Source organism: Streptomyces sp. TRD_SC_5 (assembly GCF_056836825.1).
On sequence record NZ_JBWZZS010000001.1, the window covers coordinates 6010171 to 6036197 of the forward strand.

Here is a 26027-nt window from a genome sequence, read left to right on the forward strand (position 1 = left end):
GCGCGTGACCCGGGCTCTTCCCCGGCGCGGCCGGGGTCAGGCGGGACGGTTCGCGTCGGGGATCTCAATGCTGATGGGTTTGCCCTCGGACAGGAAGAGCAGGACGAACCTGCGGATGGCTTCCTCCATGGTCCAGGCGGCTTCCGGGACCAGCGGCAGCGGAATCAGGCCCTCGCGGAAGGCCACAAGGAGCGGCCAGGCGTTCCTGATCACCGGCTCCCAGAACGGCTCCTCGGACAGTCCGATCAGGTCGCCGACCCGGTCACCGAGCGTGTACCGGGAGAACGCACTGACCAGGGGGCGGCTCAGCCCGCCGTCGATCTCGGCGACGATGTCGAGAAGCACCTCGGTCAGCTTGACGCCTTCGGTGGTGCGGCCCAGGGCCGGGTCGAGGAGTTGCCTGGACTGGGCGTTGGCCGCGTCCCAGGTCGCGGGGACGTACTCGTCGCGGACGCCGAGCATGTGCGCGGTCACCTGCCACACATGCAGGTACGCCGCCGACTCGGCCGACGAGATCCGTACCTTCCATTCGAGCATCTTGCGCATGACGAAGGTGGGCAGGCTGTGCCAGGTGACCAGGATGTCCGCCTGGCTGATCGGGATCTTCTGGCCGCCGCTTGTCTGGGACCAGCCGGGGGATTTCGGCAGCAGGTGGCGTACGGCCGCGTGCACGAGGCGGGTCTTCACCGCCGTCACGATCATCGAGCCCTGGGGCTGATACGCGTCCAGGTCCCCGACGTCGTACCCGAGCTTCGCGGTCTTGGCGATACGGTCCTTCATGTCCGCACCGCCCTTGGAGTAGTAGACGGCGCGCGCCTCCCGGGGGATGGCGGTGCTCATCAGACCGCTGCCGAGGCCGTACAGGGCGCCGACGTAGATCCCCTTGGTGTTGTTGAACCGGGCGGCTCGGTCGAGCTTGCCCTGGTCGGCCCAGGAGGGCAGTTGGCGCGCCTTGTCCATGAACTCCCGCAGGTCCTGGGGCAGTCCGCCGGGAAGTGGCTGGTCGTTGCGGTTCCAGGTCCGCAGCAGTTCGTTGACTTTGGGTACGTCGCCCCGCTCGATGAGGGCGGAGAGGAGCCGGTCGGCTTCGTCGTCCCACACCCCGTTGGGGTCGCTGCCCGTCCCCGCGCCGGCCACCGAGCCGCCGGACGCCCAGGTCCAGGCCGTCTGAGCGCGGGCCGGCGTGGCTGCACCGAGTAACCCGAGTGCTCCCAGACTCCCGCTCGCGAGCAGCATCTTGCGCCTGCTGAGTTCGTCCATGCCCTGAACCCTCCTTGAGTTCTTCCGATGGAAAGCGAATTGCAGAGTGCGAAAGAATTGCCGACGTATTCCGAGCGGCCGGGGTCAGGCCGGACGGTTGGTGTCGGGGATCTCGATGTGAACCTCGCGCCCCTTGGAGAGGTAGAACAAGATGTACTGGCGGGCAGCTTCGTCGATCGTCCAGGCGATCTGCGGGACCAGCGGCAGCTTGATCAGGCCCTCGCGGTGCGCCACGAGCTTCGGCCAGACGGCCTTGACCGTCGTCTCCCAGAACGGCGCTCGGGGAATGCCGTCCCAGTCGGCCACCTGGTCGCCCACCAGGTAGCGGGCGAACGCGTTGACCAGAGGGCGGTCGAGGCCGCCGGGACTGGTCTGCTCTGCGAGCTGGCGCAGCAGGATGTCGGTCAGCTTGACGCCTTCGGGCGTGGGGCCCAGGACCGGGTCGAGGAGCTGCTTGGACTGGGCGTTGGCCGCATCCCAGGTCGCTGGGATGTACTCGTCGCGGATGCCGAGCAAGTGCGCGGTCACCTGCCACAGATGCAGATACGCCGCTGAGTCGGCGGAGCTGATCGGGACGTCCCATTCGAGCATCTTGCGCATGGCGAAGGTGGGGAGGGTGTGCCAGGTGACCAGCATGTCCGCCAGGCTGATCGGGATTTTCTGTCCGCCGCTGGTCCCGGACCAGCCCGGCGATTTCGGCAGCAGGTGCCGTACGGCCGCGTGCACGAGGCGGGTCTTCACGGCTTCCACGACGACGCTGCCGTCCGGCTGATACGCGTTGAGGTCCCCGACAGCGAAGCCCAGCTTGCTCGTTTTGGCGACGCGGTCCTCCATGTCGGCGCCGCCCTTGGAGTAGTAGACGGCTCGGGCCTCCCGGGGGATGGCGGTGCTCAGCATGCCGCCACCGATTCCATTGAGCACGTTGAGGTAGAAGCCCCTGGTTTCGTTGAACTGGGCGGCTCGGTCGAGCTTGCTCCGGTCGGCCCAGGAGGGCAGTCGGCGCGCCTTGTCCATGAACTCCCGCAGGTCCTGGGGCAGTCCGCCGGGAAGTGGCTGGTCGTTGCGGTTCCAGGTCCGCAGCAGTTCGTTGACTTTGGGTACGTCGCCCCGCTCGATGAGGGCGGAGAGGAGCCGGTCGGCTTCGTCGTCCCACACCCCGTTGGGGTCGCTGCCCGTCCCCGCGCCGGCCACCGAGCCGCCGGCCCCCCAAGTCCAGGCCGTGTTGGCGCGGGCGGGGGATGCGATGCCGAGCAGCCCGAGTGTTCCCAGAGTCCCGCCCGCGAGCAGCATCTTGCGCCTGCTCAGTTCGTCCATGCTTGAACGCCTCCTTGAGTCGCCGAAGCCTGTCCTGCCTGATACTCTGATACAGATCTTGTATCTGCGTATCTCCAGCGAAACGTAATCCGAATCCGAGCGCAAGACTTGAGGGTCAACTTCTTTGTAACCGCCGGTAATCCGTGGAGGGGCAGAGCTTTTGGCCTCAGCCATCCCGGAATGTGTGCCAAGAAAGGCGACCGTGGAACCTGTGTTTTCCCTCGCTGCCACGCCCCACGACTCGGATTCCGTGCTTGAGCGTGCGTTCGCCGAGGCCGCCGAGCCTGTCGACGACAACGACGAGATCACCACGCGCGTGCTCGACGCCGCTTTCGAGCAGTTCCGCCGCATGGGCATGCGGCGCTCCACCATGGAGGATGTCGCCCGCCGGGCAGGAGTCTCCCGGATCACGGTCTACCGCCGGTTCGCGTCCAAGGACGCGCTGATCGAGCAGGTCGTCCGGCGCGAGTTCCGGCGGTACTTCGACCAGTTCGGCGTCGACGTCCAGGACGCAGAGACCGTCGCCGACCGTGTGGTTCTCGGGTTCGTGAGCTCCCTGCGGACGATCCGCCGCAACCCCCTCATCGGTGGCCTGATGGCCGCCGAACCGGACGCGTTCGTACCGTCCATGACCGGCGACGAGGGCCGCACCCTGGAGGTCGTACGGCACTTCGTCGCGGGCCGACTGCGCCTGGAGCAGCAGGCGGGGAACGTCGCCCGCGACGTGGACGTGGACGTCGTGGCCGAGATGATGGTCCGGGTTTCCGCGTCCTTCCTGGTCATCCCCAGTCAGGTCATCGACATCGACGACGAGGAGCAGTTGCGCGCGGTGGCCCGGCGATTCCTCGTCCCGATGCTCGAGCCACCGCGCCCCCCTCACTCGTAGCGCTTCCCCTTCCCTCGTGTCCCTAGTGGCTCCCATCCGATCGGTTGTCGAGACGCAGAGGGCAACCTCTTGACCTCCGTGGCCCCAGCCACTAATTTGCGGTAGACGCCGACCCATAACTCCCGAAAGGAGGCGACCAGCGGATGAACACCAGCTCTGATCTTGGTCGCCTCGCCCAGCGCACGGTCTGGGTTCCGGGTCGGATCGCGCACGGCTGCTGAGCACGCCGTTCTTATGTGCCCGTCCGTGGCACATTCCTGACTTCCCGTCACATTTTCCGGCACCTCACTGTTGCGTGCCGTCTTGCGCCCGCTCTTCTCACATGGCGCGTCTGAACACAGAAAGCTGCCTGAAATTGGCGAACATAATGAATCGACCGATCGCGCACCGAAACGAAGGCCCGTCATGGTAGCGCCGCGGATCACGGTCAATGGGAAAGAAACAGCGATCTCACCGGCTGTGCCCCAGACCACAGTGCTGGATTTCCTGCGCGAGCGTGGCCTCACCGGCACCAAGGAGGGCTGCGCCGAGGGTGAATGCGGCGCCTGTTCGGTCCTGGTGGCCCGTCCCGGGGTGAACAAGCCCACCGACTGGGTGGCCGTCAACGCCTGCCTGGTCCCGGTCGCGGCGCTCGACGGCCAGGAGATCATTACCTCCGAAGGCCTCGCCACCGCCGACCAACCCGGCATGCCGCCCACCCTGCACCCGGTGCAGGAGGAGATGGCGGTCCGCGGCGGCTCCCAGTGCGGTTACTGCACGCCGGGCTTCATCTGCAGCATGGCCGCCGAGTACTACCGACCCGACCGCTGTGCGCACGCGGACTCGGCCGACAGCGCGGATTCGACCGAAAGCACCGACGCCGAGCACGGTCCGAACGGTTTCGATCTGCACGCGCTGAGCGGAAACCTGTGCCGCTGCACCGGCTATCGCCCGATTCGCGATGCCGCGTTCGCCGTCGGTACGCCCACCGACGAGGACCCGCTGGCGCAGCGCCGCGAGCAGTCCCCGCCCGCACCGGTTGCCACCGAGTACGCCCAGGACGACAGCACGTTCCTGCGGAAGAGCACCCTTGCCGAAACGCTGCGGTTGCTGCGCGAGCGGCCCGACGCGGTGGTGGTCGCCGGATCCACCGACTGGGGCGTAGAGGTGAACATCCGATCCCGCCGGGCGAGTTGTGTGGTCGCCGTCGACCGCCTTTCCGAACTGCGGGAGCTGCGGGTCGAATCCGACCACATCGAGATCGGGGCGGCGCTGACGCTCACCGAGATCGAACGCCGCCTCGACGGCGACATCCCGCTGCTGGCCGAGCTGTTCCCGCAGTTCGCCTCCCGGCTCATCCGCAACGGTGCGACCATCGGCGGCAACCTGGGTACCGGCTCCCCCATCGGTGACAGCCCGCCGGTGCTGCTCGCGCTGGAGGCATCGGTGGTGCTCGCCGACGCCGACGGTGAGCGCGAGGTCCCGCTGGCGGACTACTTCACCGGCTACCGGCAGAGCGTGCGCCGTCCCGGCGAGCTGATCCGCTCGGTGCGCATCCCGCTGCCTTTGTCGCCGGTCACGGCCTTCCACAAGATCGCCAAGCGACGCTTTGACGACATCTCCAGCGTGGCAGTCGCTTTGGCGCTCGACATCGAGGGCGGGATCGTCCGCAAGGCACGCATCGGCCTGGGCGGCGTGGCCGCCACCCCGATCCGCGCCCTCGCCACCGAGGCGGCCCTGGAGGGCAAGGCATGGGCGGCGGAGACCGTCGAGGCCGCGGCCCGGGCGCTTCAGGCCGAGGGCACGCCGATGGACGATCACCGCGCCAGCGCCGACTACCGCTCCGCGATGCTCGGCCAGAGCCTGCTGAAGCTGTACGCGCAAACCACCGAGGCGGTGTCGTCATGAGTCACTTGTCCGAACGCCCCGAAAAGCCTGTCGTCGGCGTATCGATGCCGCACGAGAGTGCCGTCCTGCACGTCACCGGCGCCGCGCTCTACACCGACGACCTGGTGTATCGCACCAAGGACGTGCTGCACGCCTACCCGGTCCAGGTCATGAAGGCCCACGGCAGGATCAGCGCGCTGCGCACCGAGCCCGCGCTCGCCGTGCCCGGTGTGGTCCGCGTGCTGACCGGTGCCGACGTGCCCGGCGTCAACGACGCCGGGATGAAGCACGACGAACCGCTGTTCCCCGACGAGGTCATGTTCTACGGCCACGCGGTCGCCTGGGTGCTCGCCGAGACCCTGGAGGCGGCCCGGCTCGGTGCGGCGGCCGTCGAGGTGGAACTCGACGAACTGCCCTCCGTGGTCACGCTGCAGGACGCCATCGAGGCCAACAGTTTTCACGGCGCTCGGCCCGTGATGCTGACCGGCGACGTCGACGCCGGCCTCGCCGACTCCGCGCACGTGTTCACCGGCGAGTTCCAGTTCTCCGACCAGGAGCACTTCTACCTCGAGACGCACGCGGCGCTGGCCCATATCGACGAGGCCGAGCAGGTGTTCGTCCAGAGCAGCACCCAGCACCCTTCTGAGACCCAGGAAATCGTCGCGCACGTGCTCGGTCTGCACAGCCACGAGGTGACCGTGCAGTGTCTGCGGATGGGCGGCGGCTTCGGCGGCAAGGAGATGCAGCCGCACGGGTTCGCGGCCGTTGCCGCGCTCGGCGCCAAGCTGACCGGCCGTCCGGTACGGCTGCGGCTCAACCGGACGCAGGATCTGACCATGTCCGGCAAGCGGCACGGGTTCCGCGCCGACTGGAAGATCGGCTTCGACGCCGACGGCCGCATCCGGGCCCTGGACGCCACCTTGACCGCGGACGGCGGCTGGAGCCTGGACCTCTCCGAGCCGGTGGTGGCGCGAGCGCTGTGCCACATCGACAACACCTACTGGATTCCCAACGCGCGCATCGCCGGTCGCATCGCCAAGACCAACAAGGTCTCCAACACCGCCTTCCGCGGCTTCGGCGGACCGCAGGGCATGCTGGTGATCGAGGACATCATGGGCAGGTGCGCGCCGCTGCTCGGCCTGGACCCGATGGAGCTGCGGGAACGCAACTTCTACCAGCAGGGTCAGTCGACGCCGTACGGACAGCCGGTCGTCCAGCACGAACGGATCTCCGCCGTCTGGCGGAAGGTTCAGGACAACGCCGGCATCGCCGATCGCAAGCGCGAGATCGCCGCCTTCAATGCCGCGCACCTGCACACCAAGCGGGCACTTGCGCTCACCGGCATCAAGTTCGGGATCTCGTTCAACCTCACCGCCTTCAACCAGGGCGGCGCGCTGGTGCTGATCTACAAGGACGGCTCGGTCCTGATCAACCACGGCGGCACCGAGATGGGCCAGGGCCTGCACACCAAGATGCTGCAGGTGGCCGCGACCACGCTGGGCATCCCGCTGCACAAGGTGCGGCTGGCCCCGACGCGAACCGACAAGGTGCCCAACACCTCTGCCACCGCCGCCAGTGCCGGGACGGATCTCAACGGTGGGGCGGTGAAGAACGCCTGCGAGCAGTTGCGCGAGCGGCTGCTGCAGGTGGCCGCCGGCCAGCTGGGTTCGAACGCCTCGGATGTGCGCATCGTCGAGGGCGTCGCGCGCACCTTGGGCAGCGACAAGGCGCTGGCCTGGGACGACCTGGTGCGCACCGCGTACTTCCAGCGAGTGCAGTTGTCGGCGGCCGGTTTCTACCGGACCGAGGGACTGCACTGGGACGCGAAGACGTTCAGGGGTTCGCCGTTCAAGTACTTCTCCCATGGCGCCGCCGCAGCCGAGGTGGAGGTGGACGGCTTCACCGGCGCGTACCGCATCCGGCGGGTGGACATCGTGCACGATGTCGGCGACAGCCTGTCCCCGATGATCGACATCGGTCAGGTCGAGGGTGGCTTCGTGCAGGGGGCGGGCTGGCTGACGCTCGAGGACATGCGCTGGGACGCCACTGACGGGCCGCACCGCGGCCGGCTGCTGACCCAGGCCGCGAGCACCTACAAGCTGCCGAGCTTTTCGGAGATGCCCGAGGAGTTCAACGTCACGCTTCTGGAGAACGCCGCCGAAGAGGGCGCGGTGTACGGGTCAAAGGCGGTGGGCGAGCCTCCGCTGATGCTGGCGTTCTCGGTGCGAGAAGCGTTGCGGCAGGCCGCCGCCGCGTTCGGACCGAGCGGGGCCGGCGTCGAGTTGGCTTCGCCCGCAACCCCGGAGGCGGTGTACTGGGCGATCCAGGCGGCTCGCCAGAGCGATGCCTCCCCGAACGGTCACGCCGTAAACGGACACGCCGCCAACGGCAGGATCCGAGCCAACGCCAGTGCGTTGAGCGGTGCCTGACATGACGTGGATCGCCGCGGTCGCACGGTTGCGAGCACGCCGGGAGTCCGGCGTGCTGGTGACCGTCGCGATCGTGCGCGGCCATGCCCCGCGCGATGCCGGTGCGAAACTCGTGGTGGGGCAGACCGGGACATGGGGCTCGATCGGTGGCGGCAATGTCGAGGCCGTCTCGATCGATCGGGCCCGGGAGATGATCACGGCGTCCAAGCCGGAGCCGGAGCTGATCGATTTCGCCCTGAACGACAAGGTGACCAACCAGCATGGCGTGCAGTGCTGCGGCGGTACGGTCTCGGTGCTGCTCGAACCGCTGCCGGTGGTACGGGCGGTGGCGATCTTCGGCGTCGGGCACGTCGGTCTGGAACTGGCGCGCATCCTGGCCCGTCAGGATCTCGACCTCCATCTGATCGACAGCCGCTCCGACCTCCTCACGAAGGAGCGGCTCGACGTGCTGGCAGACGCGGTGGCGCAGGTGCACGTGCATCACACGCCGCTGCTGCCCGAGGAGGTGCTGGAGGAGTTGCCGCGCGGCACCCACACCCTGATCATGACCCATGATCACGCCGAGGACGCCGCTCTGTGCGACGCCGCCTTGCGCACCACCCATCTCGGCTCCATCGGGCTGATCGGGTCGGCGGCCAAATGGGTACGGTTCCGCAAACGCCTCGCCACCGAGGGCGGTCACGACGAGGCCACCATTGATCGGATCAAGACCCCGATCGGGCTGGCCGACATCACCGGCAAGGAACCCGCGACAATCGCCGTGAGCGTCGCTGCCGATTTGCTGCGCACCTTCGAAACCGAGGGGAACTGACTCCACCCGGATCGACAGGGGTGCCCCGCGCTCGTGCGAACGCACACATGCGGGGCACCCTTTCGGCACGACTATGCAGGCGCCGGTACGTGCCGTGGTCGTAGCCCACGTCGGCGAGCAAAACGTCCGGCCGACGACGTGGGCGACGAGGGCAACCCCGCCCCGGGCGGAGTGCTTCTCCAGGCAAGACGGCTGGTCTCTTCGGGTGGTCTGTGCTGTGCGGCACCTCGATGGAGGCCGTTTGGGTAATGGTGCTGTCGGCGTCCGCGGCCACTTTGCGTAACCTCGTTACCAGAAGGGCACCGACAGCTATTCCGCCACCGCTCCGCCGGTCGCGGTGCAAAGGGGTGCTGGATGTCGATGACGAGTCGGCGCGGTCTGCTGGCGAGATCTGCGGGAGCGGTGGCGGTCACCCTCGTGCCCAGCTCCGGCGTGGCAGGGGTGAACACACCACGGGAGCGGCCGGTCACTACGGTCGACGGGCGCGTGGACTGGGACGCCTTGCGGGCGCAGTTTCGTCTGGAGCCGGGATGGGCGAACCTCGCGTTGTTCTACCTGGCCTCGCATCCGAAGGTGGTGCGGGATGCGGTGGATCATCTGAGTGCGCAGGTCGACGCCAATCCTCTGTCGGTGCCCACGGGGCTGGCGCTGCCCGACGGTCCGACCGGATGGCCCCGGGTACGCCAGGCGCTCGCGGCCTATCTGGGTGGCCGGGCCGAGGACATCGCTATGACGGCGAGCACGAGTATCGGGCTGGGTGTCGTCTACAACGGCGTCGTGACCCGTCCGGGACAAGAGTTTTTGTTGACGGAGCACGACCACATCTCCCATCGCACCGCCGCCCGGTTGGCCGCCGAAAAGCAGGGCACCACGGTGCGGCTGGTCTCCTGGTTCGCCGATCCGGCCACCGCGACGGCGGACGGCATCGCAGCGGCAGTCGGCGAGGCGATACGCCCTAACACCAGAGTCGTGGGGATCACCTGGGTGCAGTCCAGCACGGGACTTCGGATGCCGGTGCGTGCGGTGGCCGAGGTGGTGCGCCGGGCCAATGAAGGGCGCAGTCCGGCCGACCGGTGCCTGCTGGTCGTCGACGGCGTGCACGGGCTGGCGGCAGTCGACGAGGATGCCGCCGGCCTGGGCGCGGACGTGGTGATCGCCGGAACGCACAAATGGCTGTTCGGTCCAAGAGGAACGGGGATGGTCTGGGTGGCGCCGGACGTCCTCGACCAGCTGCGGCCCACGTTCGTGAGCTTCATCAGTGGCGGGGGAGCAGCGCCCTTGTCGCCCGGCGGGTTTCTGGCGTTCGAGCATGCCTTCGCCCTGCCGGTGGCGGTGGCGCTGCAGGAGCAGCTGGGCCGAGCACGCGTCGCCGCCCGCATCACACAGCTGTCGACGCGGGCGAAGCAAGGACTGAGCCGCATCCCCGGGGTCACCGTGCACACCCCTGTCGACCCTGAACTCTCAGCGGGCATCACCTGTTTCAGCGTGGCCGGACACACCCATCAGCAGGTCGTCGACCACGCCGCCACCCACCGCGTGCGGCTGTCCACCTCGACCTACACCCGCATCGGCACCGCCGTCATCAACACTCCAGCAGAGATCGACACCGCACTCAACAGCCTGGCCGACCTCACCCGCTGAGACCGTTCTCGTCGGCGCATCCGGCCTGCTGCCTACAGCCAGTCCCGCCGCTTGAAGATGAAGTACAGGCTCGTGCACACCGCTGCCATCAGCAGGATCGCGAAGGGGTAGCCGTACGTCCACTTCAGCTCCGGCATCGCGTCGAAGTTCATGCCGTAGATCGTTCCCACCAACGTGGGTGCAAAGAGAATGGCCGCCCACGACGAGATCTTCTTGATCTCCTCGTTCTGCTCGAAGCCCGCCTCCGCGAGCGCCCGCATTTCCGCGTTCTGCTGCTGCGTGACCAGCGTGGAGTTGACCGTGAGGATGTCGGCCAGGGCCTGGCGGAAGCCGTCGACGCGTTCGCTGGTGTGGGTGACGTGGTCGGCCACGTCGCGCAGGTAGCGCTGGAGCTCCTCGTCCGTACGGTACTTCGCGAAGCCCGCCATCAGGCTGTGCAGCATGCCGACCAAGGGGCGTGTGGCGCGCTGGAACTCGACCATTTCGCGGGAGAGTTCATAGATGCGGCGCGAAACCTCGGGGTCGCCGCGGAAGACCTCGGTCTCGATCTCGTCGATGTCGTTCTGTACGCCCTCGACGACCGGAGCGTACCCGTCGACCACCGCGTCGAGGATCGCGTACAGCACCGCCTCCGGTCCCAGCGCCAGCAGCTCGGGGGCCTCCTCCATGCGCGTGCGTACGGCGGAGAGGTCGGGCGCCGCGCCGTGGCGGACCGTGATGACGAAGTCCTGGCCGACGAAGACGTGCAGCTCACCGAAGTCGACCTCCTCCGCGGCGTCGAGATAGCGGGCCGCGCGCAGTACGACGAAGAGCGTGTCGCCGTAACGCTCCAGCTTCGGTCGCTGATGGGCCTCCAGCGCGTCCTCGACGGCGAGCGGGTGCAGGTCGAACTCGGCGGCCAGGGAGTGGATTTCGTCCTCGGACGGACGGTGCAGGCCGATCCAGGCCATGCCGTCGGGGTACTCGCGCAGCTGGCGGAAGGTCTCGGCGAGCGAGTCGGGTGTGGAGACGTGGTGGCCGTCGCGGTAGAGCGCGGCGTGCACGACACTGGCGCCGGTGCGCTGTACGCCGTCACAGGAGGCGGCCGGGTCGCCCGAGGCGGGCCCGTCGTCCAGGCCGGCCGGCGGTGCGGACTGCCTGCGCCAGGCGTGCTTCATGGGGGACAGCGTGGGACGTACGCGTCGCTCCGTCATCGCCGATCTCACCTCCCGCGTCGGACCGGGCGCGCGAGCCGGGGCGCGCCGTGGCATGGGCAGGATATACGTCCCAAATGTCGTCGGCATCGTACTGCCGCCGCGGACCCGGACCTGTCCGCGAGCGTGGGTAGCGTGCGGAGCATGGCCTCGCAGAAGACGAACCCGGTAACCGCGCCGACCGTACTGAGCACCCGCGCGCTCAACCGCGCCACCCTGGCGCGCCAGCTGCTGCTCCGGCGTACCGCGATGTCCGCGAAGGACGCCGTCGCGCACCTCGTCGGCCTTCAGGCCCAGAACACCAAGCCGCCGTACTATCAGCTCGCCGCGCGACTGGAGGGCTTCAGGCCCGAGGAGCTGTCCGGGCTGATGGCCTCCCGCGAGGTCGCGCGCCTGGTGACGCTGCGCTCCACCATTCACACGCACACCGCCGACGACTGCCTCACGCTGCGCCCGCTCGTGCAGGCCGCGCGCGACCGCGAGCTCAGCCTGTTTCGCAAGGGGCTCACGGGCGTGAACCTGGAACGGCTGGCGGCGATGAGCCGCGAGCTCGTCGAGGAGCGGCCCAGGACCCTGAAGGAGATCCGCGAGGCACTGCTGAAGGAGTGGCCCGACGCGGAGCCGCTCGCCGTCACAGTCGCAGCGCGCTGCCTGCTGCCGCTGGTGCAGGTCACGCCGCGCGGGCTGTGGGGACAGAGCGGGCAGGTGGCGCTGACCACCGCCGAGAAGTGGTTCGGGCGGGAGTCCGAGCCGGCCCCGGCGCCCGACGAGACCGTACGGCGCTACCTCGCGGCGTTCGGCCCGGCCTCGGTCAAGGACATGCAGACGTGGTGCGGGCTGACCCGGCTGCGGGACGCGTTCGAACGGCTCCGGCTGCGGCTCGTCACTTTCCGGGACGTGTACGGCGTCGAGCTGTTCGACCTTCCGGACGCGCCCCGGCCCGACGAGGACACCCCGGCGCCGCCGCGGTTCCTGCCGGAGTACGACAACGTGCTGCTGTCCCACGCGGACCGCACGCGGGTGGTGCCGGCGGAGTACAAGACGCGCACCTGGAAGGGCAACCAGAGCCACTGCACCTTCCTGGTGGACGGCTTGCTGGCAGGCATCTGGCGGCTGGAGGAGACGAAGGACCACGCCTCGGCCACCCTGACGATCGAGCCCTTCGGCACGCTCGCGCGGGCGCAGCGGGCGGCGCTGGTGGAGGAGGCGGAGTACGTACTCGCGACCATGACGTCGGCCGGTACGTGCGACGTACGGTTCGGTGTCTTCTCGGGGTGACGAAAACTCAGCATCATCGACGTCATTGACTGCACGATGTCAATGAGCGGTCCGGCAGTGGTCACGCGATCAGGAGGACACATGGCGGCACAGGGCGACGCGACGGAGCGATTCCGGGTGGCCCGGGACTTTCTGCTCCAGCACCGGGAGGACTACGGGGCGGCGTACGAAGGCTTCGTCTGGCCGCGTCCCGAGCGGTTCAACTGGGCGCTCGACTGGTTCGACCGGATCGCCGAGGGCAACGACAGGACCGCTCTGCACATCGTGGAGGAGGACGGCCGGAGCACGGAGGTCTCCTTCGAGGCCCTGTCGGCGCGCTCCGGGCAGGTCGCCAACTGGCTGCGCGCGCAAGGTGTCTTGGCGGGGGACCGCGTCCTGGTCATGCTCGGCAACCAGGTCGAGCTGTGGGAGACCGCGCTCGCCGCGATGAAGCTGCGCGCCGTGGTCATTCCGGCCACGCCGCTGCTCGGACCCGCCGATCTGCGGGACCGGGTCGAGCGCGGCAGGGCCCGGCACGTGATCGTGCGGGACGAGGACGCGGCGAAGTTCGACGACGTACCGGGGGACTACACGCGCGTTGTTGTGGGCGGCCGCGCGGGCCCGCTGTCGTACGCCGATTCCTACCGCAGCCCGGAAGCCTTCGTGCCCGACGGCGTTACGCACGCCACCGACCCGCTGATGCTCTACTTCACCTCCGGTACGACGGCCCGGCCCAAGCTCGTCGAGCACACCCACGCCTCGTACCCCGTCGGGCATTTGACGACCATGTACTGGATCGGGCTCAAGCCCGGCGACGTCCATCTCAACATCTCCTCGCCCGGCTGGGCCAAGCACGCCTGGTCGAATCTCTTCGCCCCGTGGAACGCCGAGGCGACCGTCTTCATCTACAACTACACACGCTTCGACCCGGCCAGGCTGATGGCCGAAATGGACCGCGCCGGCGTCACCAGTTTCTGCGCCCCGCCCACCGTCTGGCGCATGCTGATCCAGGCCGATCTCGGGCTGCTGCGCACTCCGCCGCGCGAGGCACTCGCCGCCGGGGAGCCGCTCAACCCGGAGGTCATCGAGACGGTGCGGCGCGAGTGGGGCGTGACGATCAGGGACGGCTTCGGGCAGACGGAGACGTCCGTCCAGGTCGCCAACACCCCGGGGCAGCGGCTCCTCGCCGGCTCCATGGGGCGGCCGAGCCCCGGTTTCGTCATCGAGCTGCTCGACCCGGTCACGGGGGAGGCGGGGGTGAGCGAGGGCGAGATCTGCCTCGACCTGTCCGCCGAGCCGGTCGGGCTGATGACCGGCTACCACGGCGATCCCGAGCGTACGGCGGAGGCCATGGCGGGCGGCTATTACCGCACCGGAGACATCGGTTCGCGGGACGCCGACGGGTATGTGACGTATATCGGGCGTTCCGACGACGTTTTCAAGGCCTCCGACTACAAGATCTCGCCCTTCGAGCTGGAGAGCGCGCTGCTCGAACACGAGGCGGTGGCGGAGGCGGCGGTCGTGCCCGCGCCCGACCCGCTGCGGCTCGCCGTGCCGAAGGCGTACGTCGTACTCGCGCAGGGGTGGGAGCCGGGGCCCGACACGGCCAAGGTGCTGTTCGCCCACTCGCGGTCGGTGCTCGCGGCGTACCAGCGCATCCGGCGCATCGAGTTCGCCGAGCTGCCGAAGACGGTGTCCGGCAAGATCCGCCGGATCGAGCTGCGTGAGCGTACGGCGATGGGTTCGGAGGCGGAATACGACGAAGGGGACCTGCGATGAGGCCGACACCGGACGCCAACTCCTACGCGCACGGGACCGGGTCCACCCCGCTCCTCGGCGAAACGATCGGCCAGAACCTCGACCGGGCGATCGCGGCGTACCCGGACCGGGAGGCGCTGGTCGATGTGGCGGAGGGGACCCGCTGGACGTACGCCGAATTCGGCGCGGCCGTCGACCAGTTGGCGCGCGGGCTGATCGGGACCGGGGTCGCGAAGGGCGACCGGGTGGGGATCTGGGCGGTGAACTGCGCCGAGTGGGTGCTCGTGCAGTACGCGACCGCCCGGATCGGCGCCATCATGGTGAACATCAATCCCGCGTACCGGGCGCACGAGCTGGCGTACGTACTCGGCCAGGCCGGGGTCTCGGTCCTCTTCGCCTCGCAGTCCCACAAGACGAGCGACTACCGCGCGCTGGTCGACCAGGTGCGGCCGGACTGTCCCGGACTGCGGGCGGTCCACTTCATCGGGGACGGTTCGTGGGACGTGCTGCTCGACGCGGCCCAAGAGGCCGACGCCGGGCAACTGGCTCTGCGCGCTGCCGAGTTGTCGTGCGACGATCCCGTCAACATCCAGTACACCTCGGGAACGACGGGCTTCCCGAAGGGCGCCACCCTCTCCCACCACAACATCCTCAACAACGGGTACTTCGTGGGCGAGATGGTCGGCTACACCGAGCAGGACCGGATCTGCCTGCCCGTCCCGTTCTACCACTGCTTCGGCATGGTCATGGGAAATCTCGCGGCCACCTCGCACGGCGCGTGCATCGTGGTCCCCGCCCCTTCCTTCGACCCGGCGGCGACGCTGCGAGCCGTTCAGGAGGAGCGCTGCACCTCGCTCTACGGCGTCCCGACGATGTTCATCGCGGAGCTGGGTCTCGAGGACTTCTCCTCGTACGACCTGTCCTCCCTGCGCACCGGCATCATGGCCGGCTCGCCCTGTCCCGTGGAGGTGATGAAACGGGTGGTCGCCGAGATGCACATGGCCGAGGTGTCCATCTGCTACGGCATGACGGAGACGTCCCCGGTGTCCACCCAGACCCGCCGCGACGACGATCTGGAGCGCCGTACGGGCACGGTCGGCCGGGTCATGCCGCACATCGAGGTCAAGGTCGTCGACCCGGTGACGGGCGTGACGCTGCCGCGCGGTGAGGCGGGTGAGCTGTGCACCCGTGGCTACAGCGTGATGCTCGGCTACTGGGACGAGCCGCAGAAGACGGCGGACGTCATCGACGCGGGCCGCTGGATGCACACGGGCGACCTGGCGGTGATCCGCGAGGACGGCTACGTCCAGATCGTCGGCCGGATCAAGGACATGATCATCAGGGGCGGTGAGAACGTCTATCCGCGCGAGATCGAGGAGTTCCTCTACGGCCACCCCAAGATCTCCGACGTCCAGGTGGTCGGTGTCCCCGACGAGCGTTACGGCGAGGAGATCCTGGCCTGCGTCGTCCCGCGCGACCGGCAGGATCCCCCGACGCTGGAGGAGCTGACGTCGTACTGCCGCGAGCAACTGGCCCACTACAAGATCCCGCGCCGCCTGCGGGTCATGGACTCGTTCCCGATGACGGTCAGCGGGAAGGTCAGGAAGATCGAACTGCGGGAGCGGTACCAGGGTTAGGTCCGCTCGCCCGCCCTGCCGTCACAGCTCGCGCCGCATGCGGACCCGCGGCCGGCGGTCCAGGCCGTGCGCGGCCTCCTGCCGCCGTCGCTCAGACGCCGGTGCTGAGCAGTTCGTCCGCCGGGCGGTTGACCGGTTGCGGCGTCCCCGTGAGGTCCATGACGAAGAGCGGCACCCCCAGGGCGTCCGCGCGGGCCCGGGCGTCGTCGGCGTACCCGGCGAGGGAGAAGAACACACTCACCGCGGACGCGCTGAGGCCGTGGAGCCACAGGCACTCGACCTCGCGCAGGCCGGCCGGGTGGGTCGTCGGGTCGACCTGGGCGACCAGGCCCGGTGCGCGCAGGTCGATGCCGGAGGCCGGCCGCTCGGGGGACTGCATGATGTCGCGGAAGCCGAGCCACTTGAGGTAGAGCGCCGCCGCGGTCACCGCGTCCCGCGCGGTCCTGATCGTCATCGGGCGGAACTTCGGACGCGGGGGAGCCGCCGTCGGCGGCAGCGGGATGTGGAACGGGCGGAAGCCGGCGGAGCCCGGTCCCGGCCCGGCGGAGGGCGCGGCCGAAGGCGGCGCGGGGCGCGGCACGGGACGTACCGGAATGCGCAGCACCGCGCCGCAGGCGCAGCCCAGCTCCGGCTGCGGCCACTGGTCCTGGCGGCCGCACGAGCCGCACCGGACCGTCACCCACGCGTCGGTCCAGGTGCGGTGGGTGATCCGCTCCGGCGCCGCGCCCCGTAACAGCGGCGGCGCCAGTGGCTCCCCGCACGCGCACGGGAAGACCGGTGGCGTGAAGGTGTGCTGTCGACGGCATGCCGGGCAGCGCACCGGCACGTTCTCTCCCATGACCGTCCCCCTCGGACCGGTGCGTACGACTGCGGTACGTCGCCCATCGTCCACCAAGAGCGACCCCTTGGGGAGGGTCTTCAACCAAGCCCGCTCTTGACGTGCGCCCGGCCTCGCCCTAAATTGCTTCCGTATAGCAGAATCAGAATTCCGCATTATGGAAACTATGGAGTGAAGCTCACCGGCCCGCAGCGGTGAGTCGCTCCGACTGGCCGAGCAGGAGTATCGCGATGCCTCGAATGACAGCCGCCGCCGCTGCAGTGGAGATCCTCAAGCGGGAGGGTGTTGAGCAAGCGTTCGGCGTGCCCGGCGCCGCGATCAACCCCTTCTACCGCGAGCTCAAGAACGTCGGTGGTGTCAAGCACACGCTGGCCCGCCACGTCGAGGGCGCTTCCCACATGGCCGAGGGCTACACCCGTGCCAAGGCGGGCAACATCGGTGTCTGCATCGGTACCTCGGGCCCGGCCGGCACCGACATGATCACCGGCCTGTACTCCGCGATCGCGGACTCGATCCCGATCCTGTGCATCACCGGACAGGCCCCGGTCGCGAAGCTCCACAAGGAGGACTTCCAGGCCGTCGACATCGCGTCGATCGCCAAGCCGGTCACCAAGGCCGCGACGACCGTCCTGGAGGCCGCTCAGGTTCCCGGCGTCTTCCAGCAGGCCTTCCACCTGATGCGCTCCGGCCGTCCCGGCCCGGTCCTGATCGACCTGCCGATCGACGTCCAGCTGACCGAGATCGAGTTCGACCCGGAGACCTACGAGCCGCTGCAGCCCTACAAGCCGCAGGCGACCCGCGCCCAGGCCGAGAAGGCCATCCGGTTCCTGCTGGAGTCCGAGCGCCCGCTGATCGTGGCCGGCGGCGGCATCATCAACGCCGACGCCTGCGACCTGCTCGTCGAGTTCGCCGAGCTCACCGGCGTCCCGGTCATCTCCACCCTGATGGGCTGGGGCACCATCCCCGACGACCACGAGCTGAGCGCCGGCATGGTCGGCGTGCAGACCTCGCACCGCTACGGCAACGCGACCTTCCTCGAGTCGGACTTCGTCCTCGGCATCGGCAACCGCTGGGCCAACCGCCACACCGGTTACAACCTGGACGCCTACACCAAGGGCCGGAAGTTCGTCCACGTCGACATCGAGCCCACCCAGATCGGCAAGATCTTCGCCCCGGACTTCGGCATCGCCTCCGACGCCAAGGTCGCACTGGAGCTGTTCATCCAGATCGCGAAGGAGCTCAAGGCCGAGGGCAAGCTGCCCGACTTCAGCGCGTGGGCCGCCTCCGGTCAGGAGCGCAAGGCCACCCTGCAGCGCCGTACGCACTTCGACAACATCCCGATGAAGCCGCAGCGCGTGTACGAGGAGATGAACAAGGCCTTCGGCCCGGAGACGCGCTACGTCACCACCATCGGCCTCTCCCAGATCGCCGGCGCGCAGATGCTGCACGTCTACCGGCCGCGCAACTGGATCAACTGCGGCCAGGCCGGCCCGCTCGGCTGGACCATCCCGGCCGCGATCGGTGCCGCCACCGCCGACCCGGAGACCCCGATCGTCGCGCTCTCGGGCGACTACGACTTCCAGTTCATGATCGAGGAGCTGGCTGTCGCCGCGCAGCACAAGGTTCCCTACGTTCACGTCCTGGTGAACAACGCCTACCTGGGTCTGATCCGTCAGGCGCAGGGCGGCCTGGGCATCAACTTCGAGGTCAACCTCGAGTTCGAGAACATCAACACCCCGGAGCTGGGCGTCTACGGCGTCGACCACGTCAAGGTCGCCGAGGGTCTGGGTGTCAAGGCCATCAGGGTCACCGACCCGAACGAGCTGGGTGCCGCCTTCGAGCAGGCCAAGAAGCTGGCCCAGGAGTTCCAGGTCCCGGTGGTCGTCGAGGCCATCCTGGAGCGCATCACCAACATCTCGATGAGCAAGACGGTCGACATGAGCGACGTCACCGAGTTCGAGGAGCTGGCCACCGAGCCGGGTCACGCCCCCACGGCGATCCGTCCGCTCGTCTGACGCGTCTCGTCCGACGCATCGCGTTTTCCTCTGCCCGTTCCCGAGGCCCGGTCTGCTTCCGCAGGCCGGGCCTCCGGCGTTCGGGGCGGGCACGTACACCTCATTGCGTCCTCCGGCTTGCAGATCCCGGACGCAGCGGTTGATCTTGATCCAGCACCTCATCCGGTGCCCATCCCGGTCATACCGCTCCGAGGGAGTGCCCCCTTGCGCCTGAACTGCCCACGAGCCGTCATCGGCATCCTCGCGACGCTCGCACTCGTCGCCGTCCCCGCCACGGCCGCGCCCACCGCTGCCGCCGGGAGCCATCGGGCGCCTTCGGCGGACCCCGCGGCGGTCCGCGAATGGAACGCCATCACCACCCAGACCATCAGCGCGAACCTCGGCGCCATGCACCCCTCCGGTCAGGTGGCCGTCTGGCACGCGTTCGTCTCCGCCGCCGTCTACAACGCCGTGGTCGGCATCCAGGGCCGGTACGCCCTCTACAAGTGGAAGGCGAGAGGGCCCTCCACCGCGTCCCCCGAGGCGGCGGCCGTGGCCGCCGCACACCGCGTACTGCTCACCTACTTCCCCGCGTCCCAGACCCGGCTCGACGCCGAGTACGCCAAATCCCTCGCCAAGATCCCCGACGGCCGCGCCGAGGACCAGGGCGTGGTCTACGGGAAGCGCGCCGCCGAACACATCGTCAAGCTCCGCGAGGACGACGGCCGCTTCGAACCGGTCGAATACGACGCCCCGCCCGCCCCCGGCGCCTGGCGGCCCACCCCGCCCGCGCATCAGCCCTATCTCGACACCTGGCTCGGCACGATGCGCCCGCTGCTGCTCGAGGCCCCGGACCAGGTACGCCCCGGCCCGCCGCCCGCTCTGTCCTCGGCCCGCTACGCGAGGGACGTGAACGAGGTGAAGGCCATGGGGGCGGAGACGGGATCGAGCAGAACCGCGCACCAGACCGAGACCGCCCTCTTCTTCGGAGGCAATCTGCTGGTGCAGTTCCAGACAGCGTTCCGGGACTACGCCGCCCGGCACCGCCTCGGCATCGCCGACACGGCGCGGCTGTTCGCCGCGGTGAACACCTCCGCGGCCGACGCGGTCATCACCGCGTGGGACTCCAAGCTCCACTACGGCCTCTGGCGGCCGATCCACGCCATCCACCTGGCCGACGCCGACGACAACCCCGCGACCGAGCCGGACCCCGACTGGCAGCCGCTGCTCGTCACGCCCCCGCACCCCGACTACATCAGCGGCCACGCCGCCGTCGCCGGCGCCGTGATGCGGACCGCGGCCGGGGTGCTCGGCACGTCACGCCTCGACCTGTACGTCCGCTCCGAGGCCACCGCCACCTCACGGCACTACACGCACGCCGACCGGTTCAACCAGGACATGGTCGACGCCCGCGTCTGGGGCGGAATCCACTTCCGCAGCGCGGACGTCGCCGGGTGCAACGCCGGCGGGCGCGTCGGGGACTGGGCGCTCGCCCACTACTTCCGGCCGCTGCGCAGGGCCACGCCGCAGCCATCGCAGCTGTCGGGGGCATCGCTGCCGCCGCAGTGGTCTCTGCCGAAGTGTCCTCGCTGAAGTCCGCATCTCCCTCTAATCGGTTAATTAACCCGCATGGGGACATGACCGTCGTCCCACTTGGGGATGTGTGTCGGACATCGACCCGCACACCGTCTGGAGCAACGTGGAGACCACCGGCACCGTATGGAGCTGCCCCTTCGACTACGCGGAGGCCCTCGAGTTCGACCCCCAGCTCCGGCAGATGCTGGAGGCCGAGCCCGTGGCCCGCATCCGGATGCCGTACGGCGACGGCGAGGCCTGGCTCGTGACGCGCTACGAGGACGTGCGGACCGTGACCACCGACCGGCGGTTCAGCCGCAGCGCCGTCAAGGGCCGCGACTTCCCGAGGATGACGCCCGAGCCGATCGTGCAGTCCGAGTCGATCAACCTGATGGACCCGCCGGCGAGCAGCCGGCTGCGCAGCCTGGTCGCCAAGAGCTTCGCGCCGCGCCATGTGGAGCGGATGCGGCAGCGGACCCAGAGCGTCGTGGACCTGATGCTCGACCGGATGGCGGACCTCGGCTCACCCGCCGACCTCATCGAGCATGTGGCGGCGCCGCTGCCGCTCATGACGATCTGTGAGGTCCTCGACATTCCCGAGGACGACCGGCCCCGGCTGCGCGCGCACGCGCTCACCATGATGAACGTGAGCGCCGACAACCGGGAAGCGGCCGTCCGCTCCAAGGCCGAGCTGCGTTCCTACTTCGCCAGGCTCAGCGCCGAGCGGCGCCGCGCCCCCGGCGACGACATGATCAGTACGCTGGCCACCGCCCGCGACGGCGCCGAGCTGCTCGACGACGACGAGCTGGCGGTCATGTCGATGGTTCTGCTCATCACGGGCCAGGACACCACGACGTACGAGATCGGGAACATCGCGTACACCCTGCTCAGCCGCCCCGAAGTACTGGGCACACTCCGCGCGCGGCCCTCGGCCCTTCCGGCGGCGATCGAGGAGCTCCTGCGCTTCATCCCCTTCCGCAAGGGCGTCGGCATCCCGCGGATCGCCACCGAGGACGTGGAGCTGAGCGGGGTGCTGATCAGGGCCGGGGACGTCGTCCACGTCTCGTACCTCACCGCTAACCGCGACGAGCGGAAGTTCGACCGGCCCGACGAGCTGGACGTCGACCGGCCCACCGTTCCCCACATGACCTTCGGCTGGGGAGCGCACCACTGCCTCGGGGCGCCGCTCGCCGCGATGGAGCTGGAAGTCGTCTTCGCCACGCTCCTCGACCGCTTTCCCGGCCTGCGGCTGGCGGTGGACCCGTCGGAGGTGCGCTGGAACACGACATCGATCTGGCGCTACCCGCTGGGCCTGCCCGTCGCGTGGTGACAACCGCCCGTGTGACGACCACCCGCGGTGCCGACCACCCGTGGTGACTACAGCCCGGCGATACCGCTGCCCGGCATGAGACAAGGAAAACCCATGGCCACACTGTGCCGACCGTCCGTCGCCGTACCCGACCATGTCATCACGATGGAGCAGACACTCGCGCTGGCCCGTGAGACGCACGCGGACCATCCGCAACGCGACCTCGTCCTGCGCCTCATCGAGAACACGGGTGTGCGCACCCGCCATATCGTCCAGCCGATCGAAGACACCCTGCGGCACCCCGGTTTCGAGATCCGCAATCAGCTGTACGAGGCCGAGGCCAAGGCGCGGGTCCCCGGCGTCGTACGCCAGGCGCTCGCCCACGCCGAGGTGGAGCCCGGCGACATCGACCTGATCGTCTATGTCTCCTGCACCGGCTTCATGATGCCGTCGCTGACCGCCTGGCTGATCAACACGATGGGCTTCAGATCGGAGACCCGGCAGCTGCCCATCGCCCAGCTCGGCTGCGCCGGAGGCGGTGCGGCGATCAACCGCGCGCATGATTTCTGTACGGCGTATCCGCAGGCCAATGTGCTGATCGTGTCCTGCGAGTTCTGCTCGCTGTGCTACCAGCCGACCGACCTGGGGGTGGGCTCACTGCTCTCCAACGGCCTGTTCGGCGACGCGATCTCGGCGGCCGTGGTGCGCGGCGAGGGCGGCGTGGGCATGCGGATCGAGCGCAACGGCTCACATCTCGTGCCCAACACCGAGGACTGGATCTCGTACGCCGTACGGGACACCGGGTTCCACTTCCTGCTCGACAAACGGGTCCCCGGAACCATGCAGATGCTGGCACCGGCCCTCAAGTCGCTGATCGCCCAGCACAGTTGGGAAATCGCGCAGATGGACTTCTTCATCGTCCACGCGGGCGGGCCGCGCATCCTCGACGATCTGTGCCACTACCTGGAGCTGCCGCCGGAGATGTTCCGGTTCAGCCGGGCCACGCTCACCGAGCGCGGGAACATCGCCAGTTCCGTGGTCTTCGACGCGCTGGCCCGGCTGTTCGAGGAGGGCGGCGTCGAGCACGGAGCGGGCGGGCTCATCGCCGGGTTCGGGCCCGGCATCACGGCCGAGACGGCCATCGGCCGGTGGGCGGGCGCGACCGCGGTCACTGCCCCGGGCGTCGTGGCGGCGGTGTCGGTCGGCTGACCCGGGGCAAGCAGTCCCGCGACCGGCCGGCCGCCCCAGCGCACGGGGCGGCCGGCCGGCCGTCATTGCGCCGAGAGCGAGCGCGCGTTCCCAAAGGGACTCCCGCTCGGCAGAGTGGCCCGCATGAGGCTACTGATCTTGGGCGGTACAGAGTTTGTCGGCCGCGCCGTCACCGACGACGCGCTGGCGCGAGGCTGGGACGTGACGGTGTTCCACCGGGGGCAGCACGCGGCGCCGCCCGGCGTCGTCGCCCTGCACGGCGACCGCACGGCCGCGGACGGCCTCGCGGCGCTCGGGCAGGGGGAGTGGGACATCGTCGTCGACACGTGGTCGGGCGCGCCGTCCGCCGTACGGGACGCGGCGCGGCTGCTGGCCGGGCGCGCCGGGCACTACGCGTACGTGTCGAGCGCCTCCGTGTACGCGTACCCGTCCCCGGCGGGACAGGGGGAGGACGGTGCGGTGGTCGACGGCTCGGCCGACGCGGGCGACGACGTCGCGTACCCGCAGGCCAAGCGGGGCGGTGAGCTGGCGGCGGTCGAGGCCTTCGGCGACCGGGCGTTGCTGGCACGGGCCGGGCTCATTCTCGGCCCCGGCGAGAACATCGGCCGCCTGCCGTGGTGGCTGACGCGGATCGCCCGGGGCGGGCCGGTGCTGGCGCCCGGGCCGAAGGACATGGCGGTGCAGTACGTCGACGCGCGTGACCTCGCGGCATGGCTGCTGGACGCCGCCGCGCGAGGCCTCGGGGGACCGTACAACATCATCGGCCCGCGGGGGCACGCGACGATGGGCGAGCTGCTGGAGGAGTGCGTACGGACCACGGGCGGCGACGCGGAGCTGCGCTGGACCGACCCCGAGGTGATCGTGGCGGCGGGGATCGAACCGTGGCTGGAGCTGCCGGTGTGGGTGCCGCCGGGGGAGCTGTACGACACGATGCACGACACCGACGTCAGCAAGGCACTCGACGCGGGGCTGCGCTGCCGGCCGGTCGGCGAGACGGTGGCCGACACGTGGGCGTGGCTGGGGAAGCTGGGCGGGGTGGCGCCGCAGCGGCCGGACCGCCCGGTGGTCGGCCTGCCCCCGGAGAAGGAGGCGCGGGCGCTGGGCGCCTGAGAACGCCTGAAGGGCACGGGGTGCGCACGGGACCGTCCGTACGCACCCCGCGCCCTGGCAGGGAAACTGCTACCGCCCGACGGCACGAGACTGGCGCGACATGACGTTCGCGCCGTCGGGCGGAGTGTGTGGGCAGGGTTCCGCGGCGGGTGGCGATGAGCTGCGGATCGTTCTCCCCTCAGGTCGAGGAGGACGGTCCGTAAGCCTTGACCACCGCACTGGCTCGCTCGCCGCCGCGGTACCCGTTCCGTCCGTAACCCCGGCCACCCCTCATTCGGGCCGGTGGTACGGACTGCGCGGTTGACGTGACCTCCCGTCACGTCACCCGCGCGGTCTGGGGCCTAGTCCTCGCGCAGGGCGCGGACCGCTTCCTCGACGCGCTTGCCGTACTCCGCGTCCGCGGCGTGGAAGTGCGCGAGGTTCTTCTCGATCACGTCGTCGCGGCTGACCTGCGAGAGGCCACCGGCGATGTTCGCGATCAGGCGGGACTTCTCTTCCTCCGACATCAGGCGGTAGAGCTCACCGGCCTGGAAGAAGTCGTCGTCCTTGACGTGAACGGCGTTGGCGTGGGCGCCGGTCCAGCCGGACACCGCCAGCGGGGCGGAGAGCGCCTGGTCCGTCTGCGCGGGGCCCTGGTACGAGTTGGGCTCGTAGTTCTTGTCGTGGCGCGAACCGTAGCGGGTCGACATGGCGCCGTCCCGGCCGTAGTTGTCGGCCACGGTCGCCTTCGGGGCGTTCACCGGCAGCTGGGTGTGGTTCACACCGAGGCGGTAGCGGTGGGCGTCCGCGTAGGCGAAGAGCCGGCCCTGGAGCATCTTGTCGGGCGAGGGGCCGATACCCGGAACGAAGTTGTTCGGGGAGAAGGCGGCCTGCTCGACCTCGGCGAAGACGTTGTCCGGGTTCCGGTCGAGGACCAGCCGGCCGACGCGCTGCAACGGGTAGTCCGCGTGCGGCCAGACCTTCGTCACGTCGAACGGGTTGAAGCGGTAGTCCGGGGCCTCGGAGGCCGGCATGACCTGGACGTACAGCGTCCAGGACGGGTTCATGCCGCGCTCGATGGCCTGGAGCAGGTCCGTCTGGTGCGAGTTGGCGTCCTTGCCGGCCAGTTCGGCGGCCTGCTCGGACGACAGGCAGCGGATGCCCTGGTTCGTCTTGAAGTGGTACTTGACGAAGAACGCCTCGCCCGCTTCGTTCGTCCACTGGTAGGTGTGCGAGCCGAAGCCGTTCATGTGGCGGTACGAGGCGGGGATGCCGCGGTCGCCCATCAGCCAGGTGATCTGGTGGGTGGACTGGGGCGAGTGCGCCCAGAAGTCCCAGACGTTGTCCGGCTCCTGCTTGCCCGTGAAGGGGTCGCGCTTCTGGGAGTGGATGAAGTCGGGGAACTTGACCGGGTCGTTGAGGAAGAACACCGGGGTGTTGTTTCCGACGAGGTCGTAGTTGCCCTCTTCGGTGTAGAACTTCAGCGCGAAGCCGCGCGGGTCGCGGACCGCGTCCGCGCCGCCGAGGTTGTCCGCGACGGTGGAGAAGCGGATGAACGTCTCGGTCCGCTTGCCCACCTCGCCGAGGAAGTTCGCGCGGGTGAAGCCGGTGACGTCGTCCGTCACCTCGAAGTAGCCGTACGCGCCCGAGCCACGGGCGTGGACGACGCGCTCCGGGATGCGCTCACGGTTGAAGCGGGCCAGCTTCTCCAGCAGGTGCTGGTCCTGGATGAGGAGCGGGCCACCGACACCGGCGGAGGCGGAATTCTGGTTGTCGGCGACCGGGGCACCTGACTCGGTCGTGAGCACACGCTGCGACATGGGGGACCTTCCTGCGGGATCTGCTGGCGGCGTGAGGAGCGTAAGTAGGCTTCACGCGTTACGTCAACAGTTTGTTGAAGTTGAAGAGGGACTTCGGCGCTGACTGGGGCGAAAAAAATTGAAACCGGGCGGCGGCAGCGC

18 protein-coding genes are annotated in these 26027 nt (G+C 69.2%); 13 read left to right on the forward strand and 5 right to left on the reverse strand.

Annotated features, from left to right (window positions below):
• Positions 1-36 precede the first annotated feature (36 nt).
• Positions 37-1260 carry an oxygenase MpaB family protein gene (locus AC1P0E_RS27545; protein ID WP_482744802.1) on the reverse strand — a complete coding sequence of 408 codons (1224 nt, stop codon included), beginning with the start codon at positions 1258-1260 and terminating at the stop codon, positions 37-39.
• An 84-nt stretch (positions 1261-1344) separates the two neighbouring features.
• Positions 1345-2574 (reverse strand): oxygenase MpaB family protein, encoded by a 1230-nt coding sequence (locus AC1P0E_RS27550; RefSeq protein ID WP_482744803.1) that lies wholly within the window; start codon positions 2572-2574, stop codon positions 1345-1347.
• Positions 2575-2776: 202 nt separating this feature from the next.
• On the opposite strand from AC1P0E_RS27550, the gene AC1P0E_RS27555 reads away from it, so the two are divergent.
• The 5 genes from AC1P0E_RS27555 to AC1P0E_RS27575 all read left to right on the forward strand — a co-directional run bounded on the left by AC1P0E_RS27555 (position 2777) and on the right by AC1P0E_RS27575 (position 10207).
• Positions 2777-3460 carry a TetR/AcrR family transcriptional regulator gene (locus tag AC1P0E_RS27555; protein ID WP_482744804.1) on the forward strand — a complete coding sequence of 228 codons (684 nt, stop codon included), beginning with the start codon at positions 2777-2779 and terminating at the stop codon, positions 3458-3460.
• Between the two features lie 405 nt (positions 3461-3865).
• Entirely contained in the window at positions 3866-5347 is a 1482-nt protein-coding gene (locus AC1P0E_RS27560) for a xanthine dehydrogenase small subunit (protein ID WP_482745917.1), read from the forward strand.
• Positions 5344-7755 (forward strand): xanthine dehydrogenase molybdopterin binding subunit, encoded by a 2412-nt coding sequence (xdhB, locus tag AC1P0E_RS27565; protein ID WP_482744805.1) that lies wholly within the window; start codon positions 5344-5346, stop codon positions 7753-7755. The genes AC1P0E_RS27560 and xdhB overlap by 4 nt, the downstream gene beginning before the upstream one ends.
• A 1-nt stretch (position 7756) precedes the next feature.
• Positions 7757-8566, forward strand: a complete 810-nt coding sequence (gene xdhC, locus AC1P0E_RS27570; protein WP_482744806.1) for a xanthine dehydrogenase accessory protein XdhC — start codon at positions 7757-7759, stop codon at positions 8564-8566.
• Between the two features lie 486 nt (positions 8567-9052).
• Entirely contained in the window at positions 9053-10207 is a 1155-nt protein-coding gene (locus AC1P0E_RS27575) for an aminotransferase class V-fold PLP-dependent enzyme (RefSeq protein ID WP_482744807.1), read from the forward strand.
• Between the two features lie 32 nt (positions 10208-10239).
• Here AC1P0E_RS27575 and AC1P0E_RS27580 read toward each other — a convergent pair whose 3' ends face one another.
• Entirely contained in the window at positions 10240-11400 is a 1161-nt protein-coding gene (locus AC1P0E_RS27580; protein WP_482744808.1) for a magnesium and cobalt transport protein CorA, read from the reverse strand.
• Between the two features lie 144 nt (positions 11401-11544).
• Here AC1P0E_RS27580 and AC1P0E_RS27585 point away from each other — a divergent pair, with 144 nt between their 5' ends.
• The 3 genes from AC1P0E_RS27585 to AC1P0E_RS27595 all read left to right on the forward strand — a co-directional run bounded on the left by AC1P0E_RS27585 (position 11545) and on the right by AC1P0E_RS27595 (position 16052).
• Positions 11545-12678, forward strand: coding sequence for a winged helix DNA-binding domain-containing protein (locus AC1P0E_RS27585; RefSeq protein WP_482744809.1), 1134 nt, complete (start codon positions 11545-11547; stop codon positions 12676-12678).
• 81 nt (positions 12679-12759) lie between these two features.
• A complete protein-coding gene (locus tag AC1P0E_RS27590) occupies positions 12760-14436 on the forward strand; it encodes an AMP-binding protein (RefSeq protein ID WP_482744810.1) in 1677 nt (558 codons plus the stop codon).
• Positions 14433-16052, forward strand: a complete 1620-nt coding sequence (locus AC1P0E_RS27595) for an AMP-binding protein (RefSeq protein ID WP_482744811.1) — start codon at positions 14433-14435, stop codon at positions 16050-16052. The genes AC1P0E_RS27590 and AC1P0E_RS27595 overlap by 4 nt, the downstream gene beginning before the upstream one ends.
• A 91-nt stretch (positions 16053-16143) precedes the next feature.
• Here AC1P0E_RS27595 and AC1P0E_RS27600 read toward each other — a convergent pair whose 3' ends face one another.
• On the reverse strand, positions 16144-16890 hold the full coding sequence (locus AC1P0E_RS27600) for a hypothetical protein (protein ID WP_482744812.1): 747 nt from the start codon (positions 16888-16890) through the stop codon (positions 16144-16146).
• A gap of 230 nt (positions 16891-17120) precedes the next feature.
• Here AC1P0E_RS27600 and gcl point away from each other — a divergent pair, with 230 nt between their 5' ends.
• From gcl to AC1P0E_RS27625, 5 genes are all read left to right on the forward strand, one after another.
• Entirely contained in the window at positions 17121-18905 is a 1785-nt protein-coding gene (gcl, locus tag AC1P0E_RS27605) for a glyoxylate carboligase (protein WP_482744813.1), read from the forward strand.
• 204 nt (positions 18906-19109) lie between these two features.
• On the forward strand, positions 19110-20477 hold the full coding sequence (locus AC1P0E_RS27610; RefSeq protein WP_482744814.1) for a vanadium-dependent haloperoxidase: 1368 nt from the start codon (positions 19110-19112) through the stop codon (positions 20475-20477).
• 79 nt (positions 20478-20556) lie between these two features.
• On the forward strand, positions 20557-21789 hold the full coding sequence (locus AC1P0E_RS27615; protein WP_482745918.1) for a cytochrome P450: 1233 nt from the start codon (positions 20557-20559) through the stop codon (positions 21787-21789).
• A gap of 93 nt (positions 21790-21882) precedes the next feature.
• Positions 21883-22977, forward strand: a complete 1095-nt coding sequence (locus AC1P0E_RS27620) for a type III polyketide synthase (RefSeq protein ID WP_482744815.1) — start codon at positions 21883-21885, stop codon at positions 22975-22977.
• 123 nt (positions 22978-23100) lie between these two features.
• Positions 23101-24087 carry an NAD-dependent epimerase/dehydratase family protein gene (locus AC1P0E_RS27625; RefSeq protein WP_482744816.1) on the forward strand — a complete coding sequence of 329 codons (987 nt, stop codon included), beginning with the start codon at positions 23101-23103 and terminating at the stop codon, positions 24085-24087.
• Between the two features lie 341 nt (positions 24088-24428).
• Here AC1P0E_RS27625 and AC1P0E_RS27630 read toward each other — a convergent pair whose 3' ends face one another.
• Positions 24429-25886 (reverse strand): catalase, encoded by a 1458-nt coding sequence (locus tag AC1P0E_RS27630; RefSeq protein WP_482744817.1) that lies wholly within the window; start codon positions 25884-25886, stop codon positions 24429-24431.
• Positions 25887-26027 lie beyond the last annotated feature (141 nt).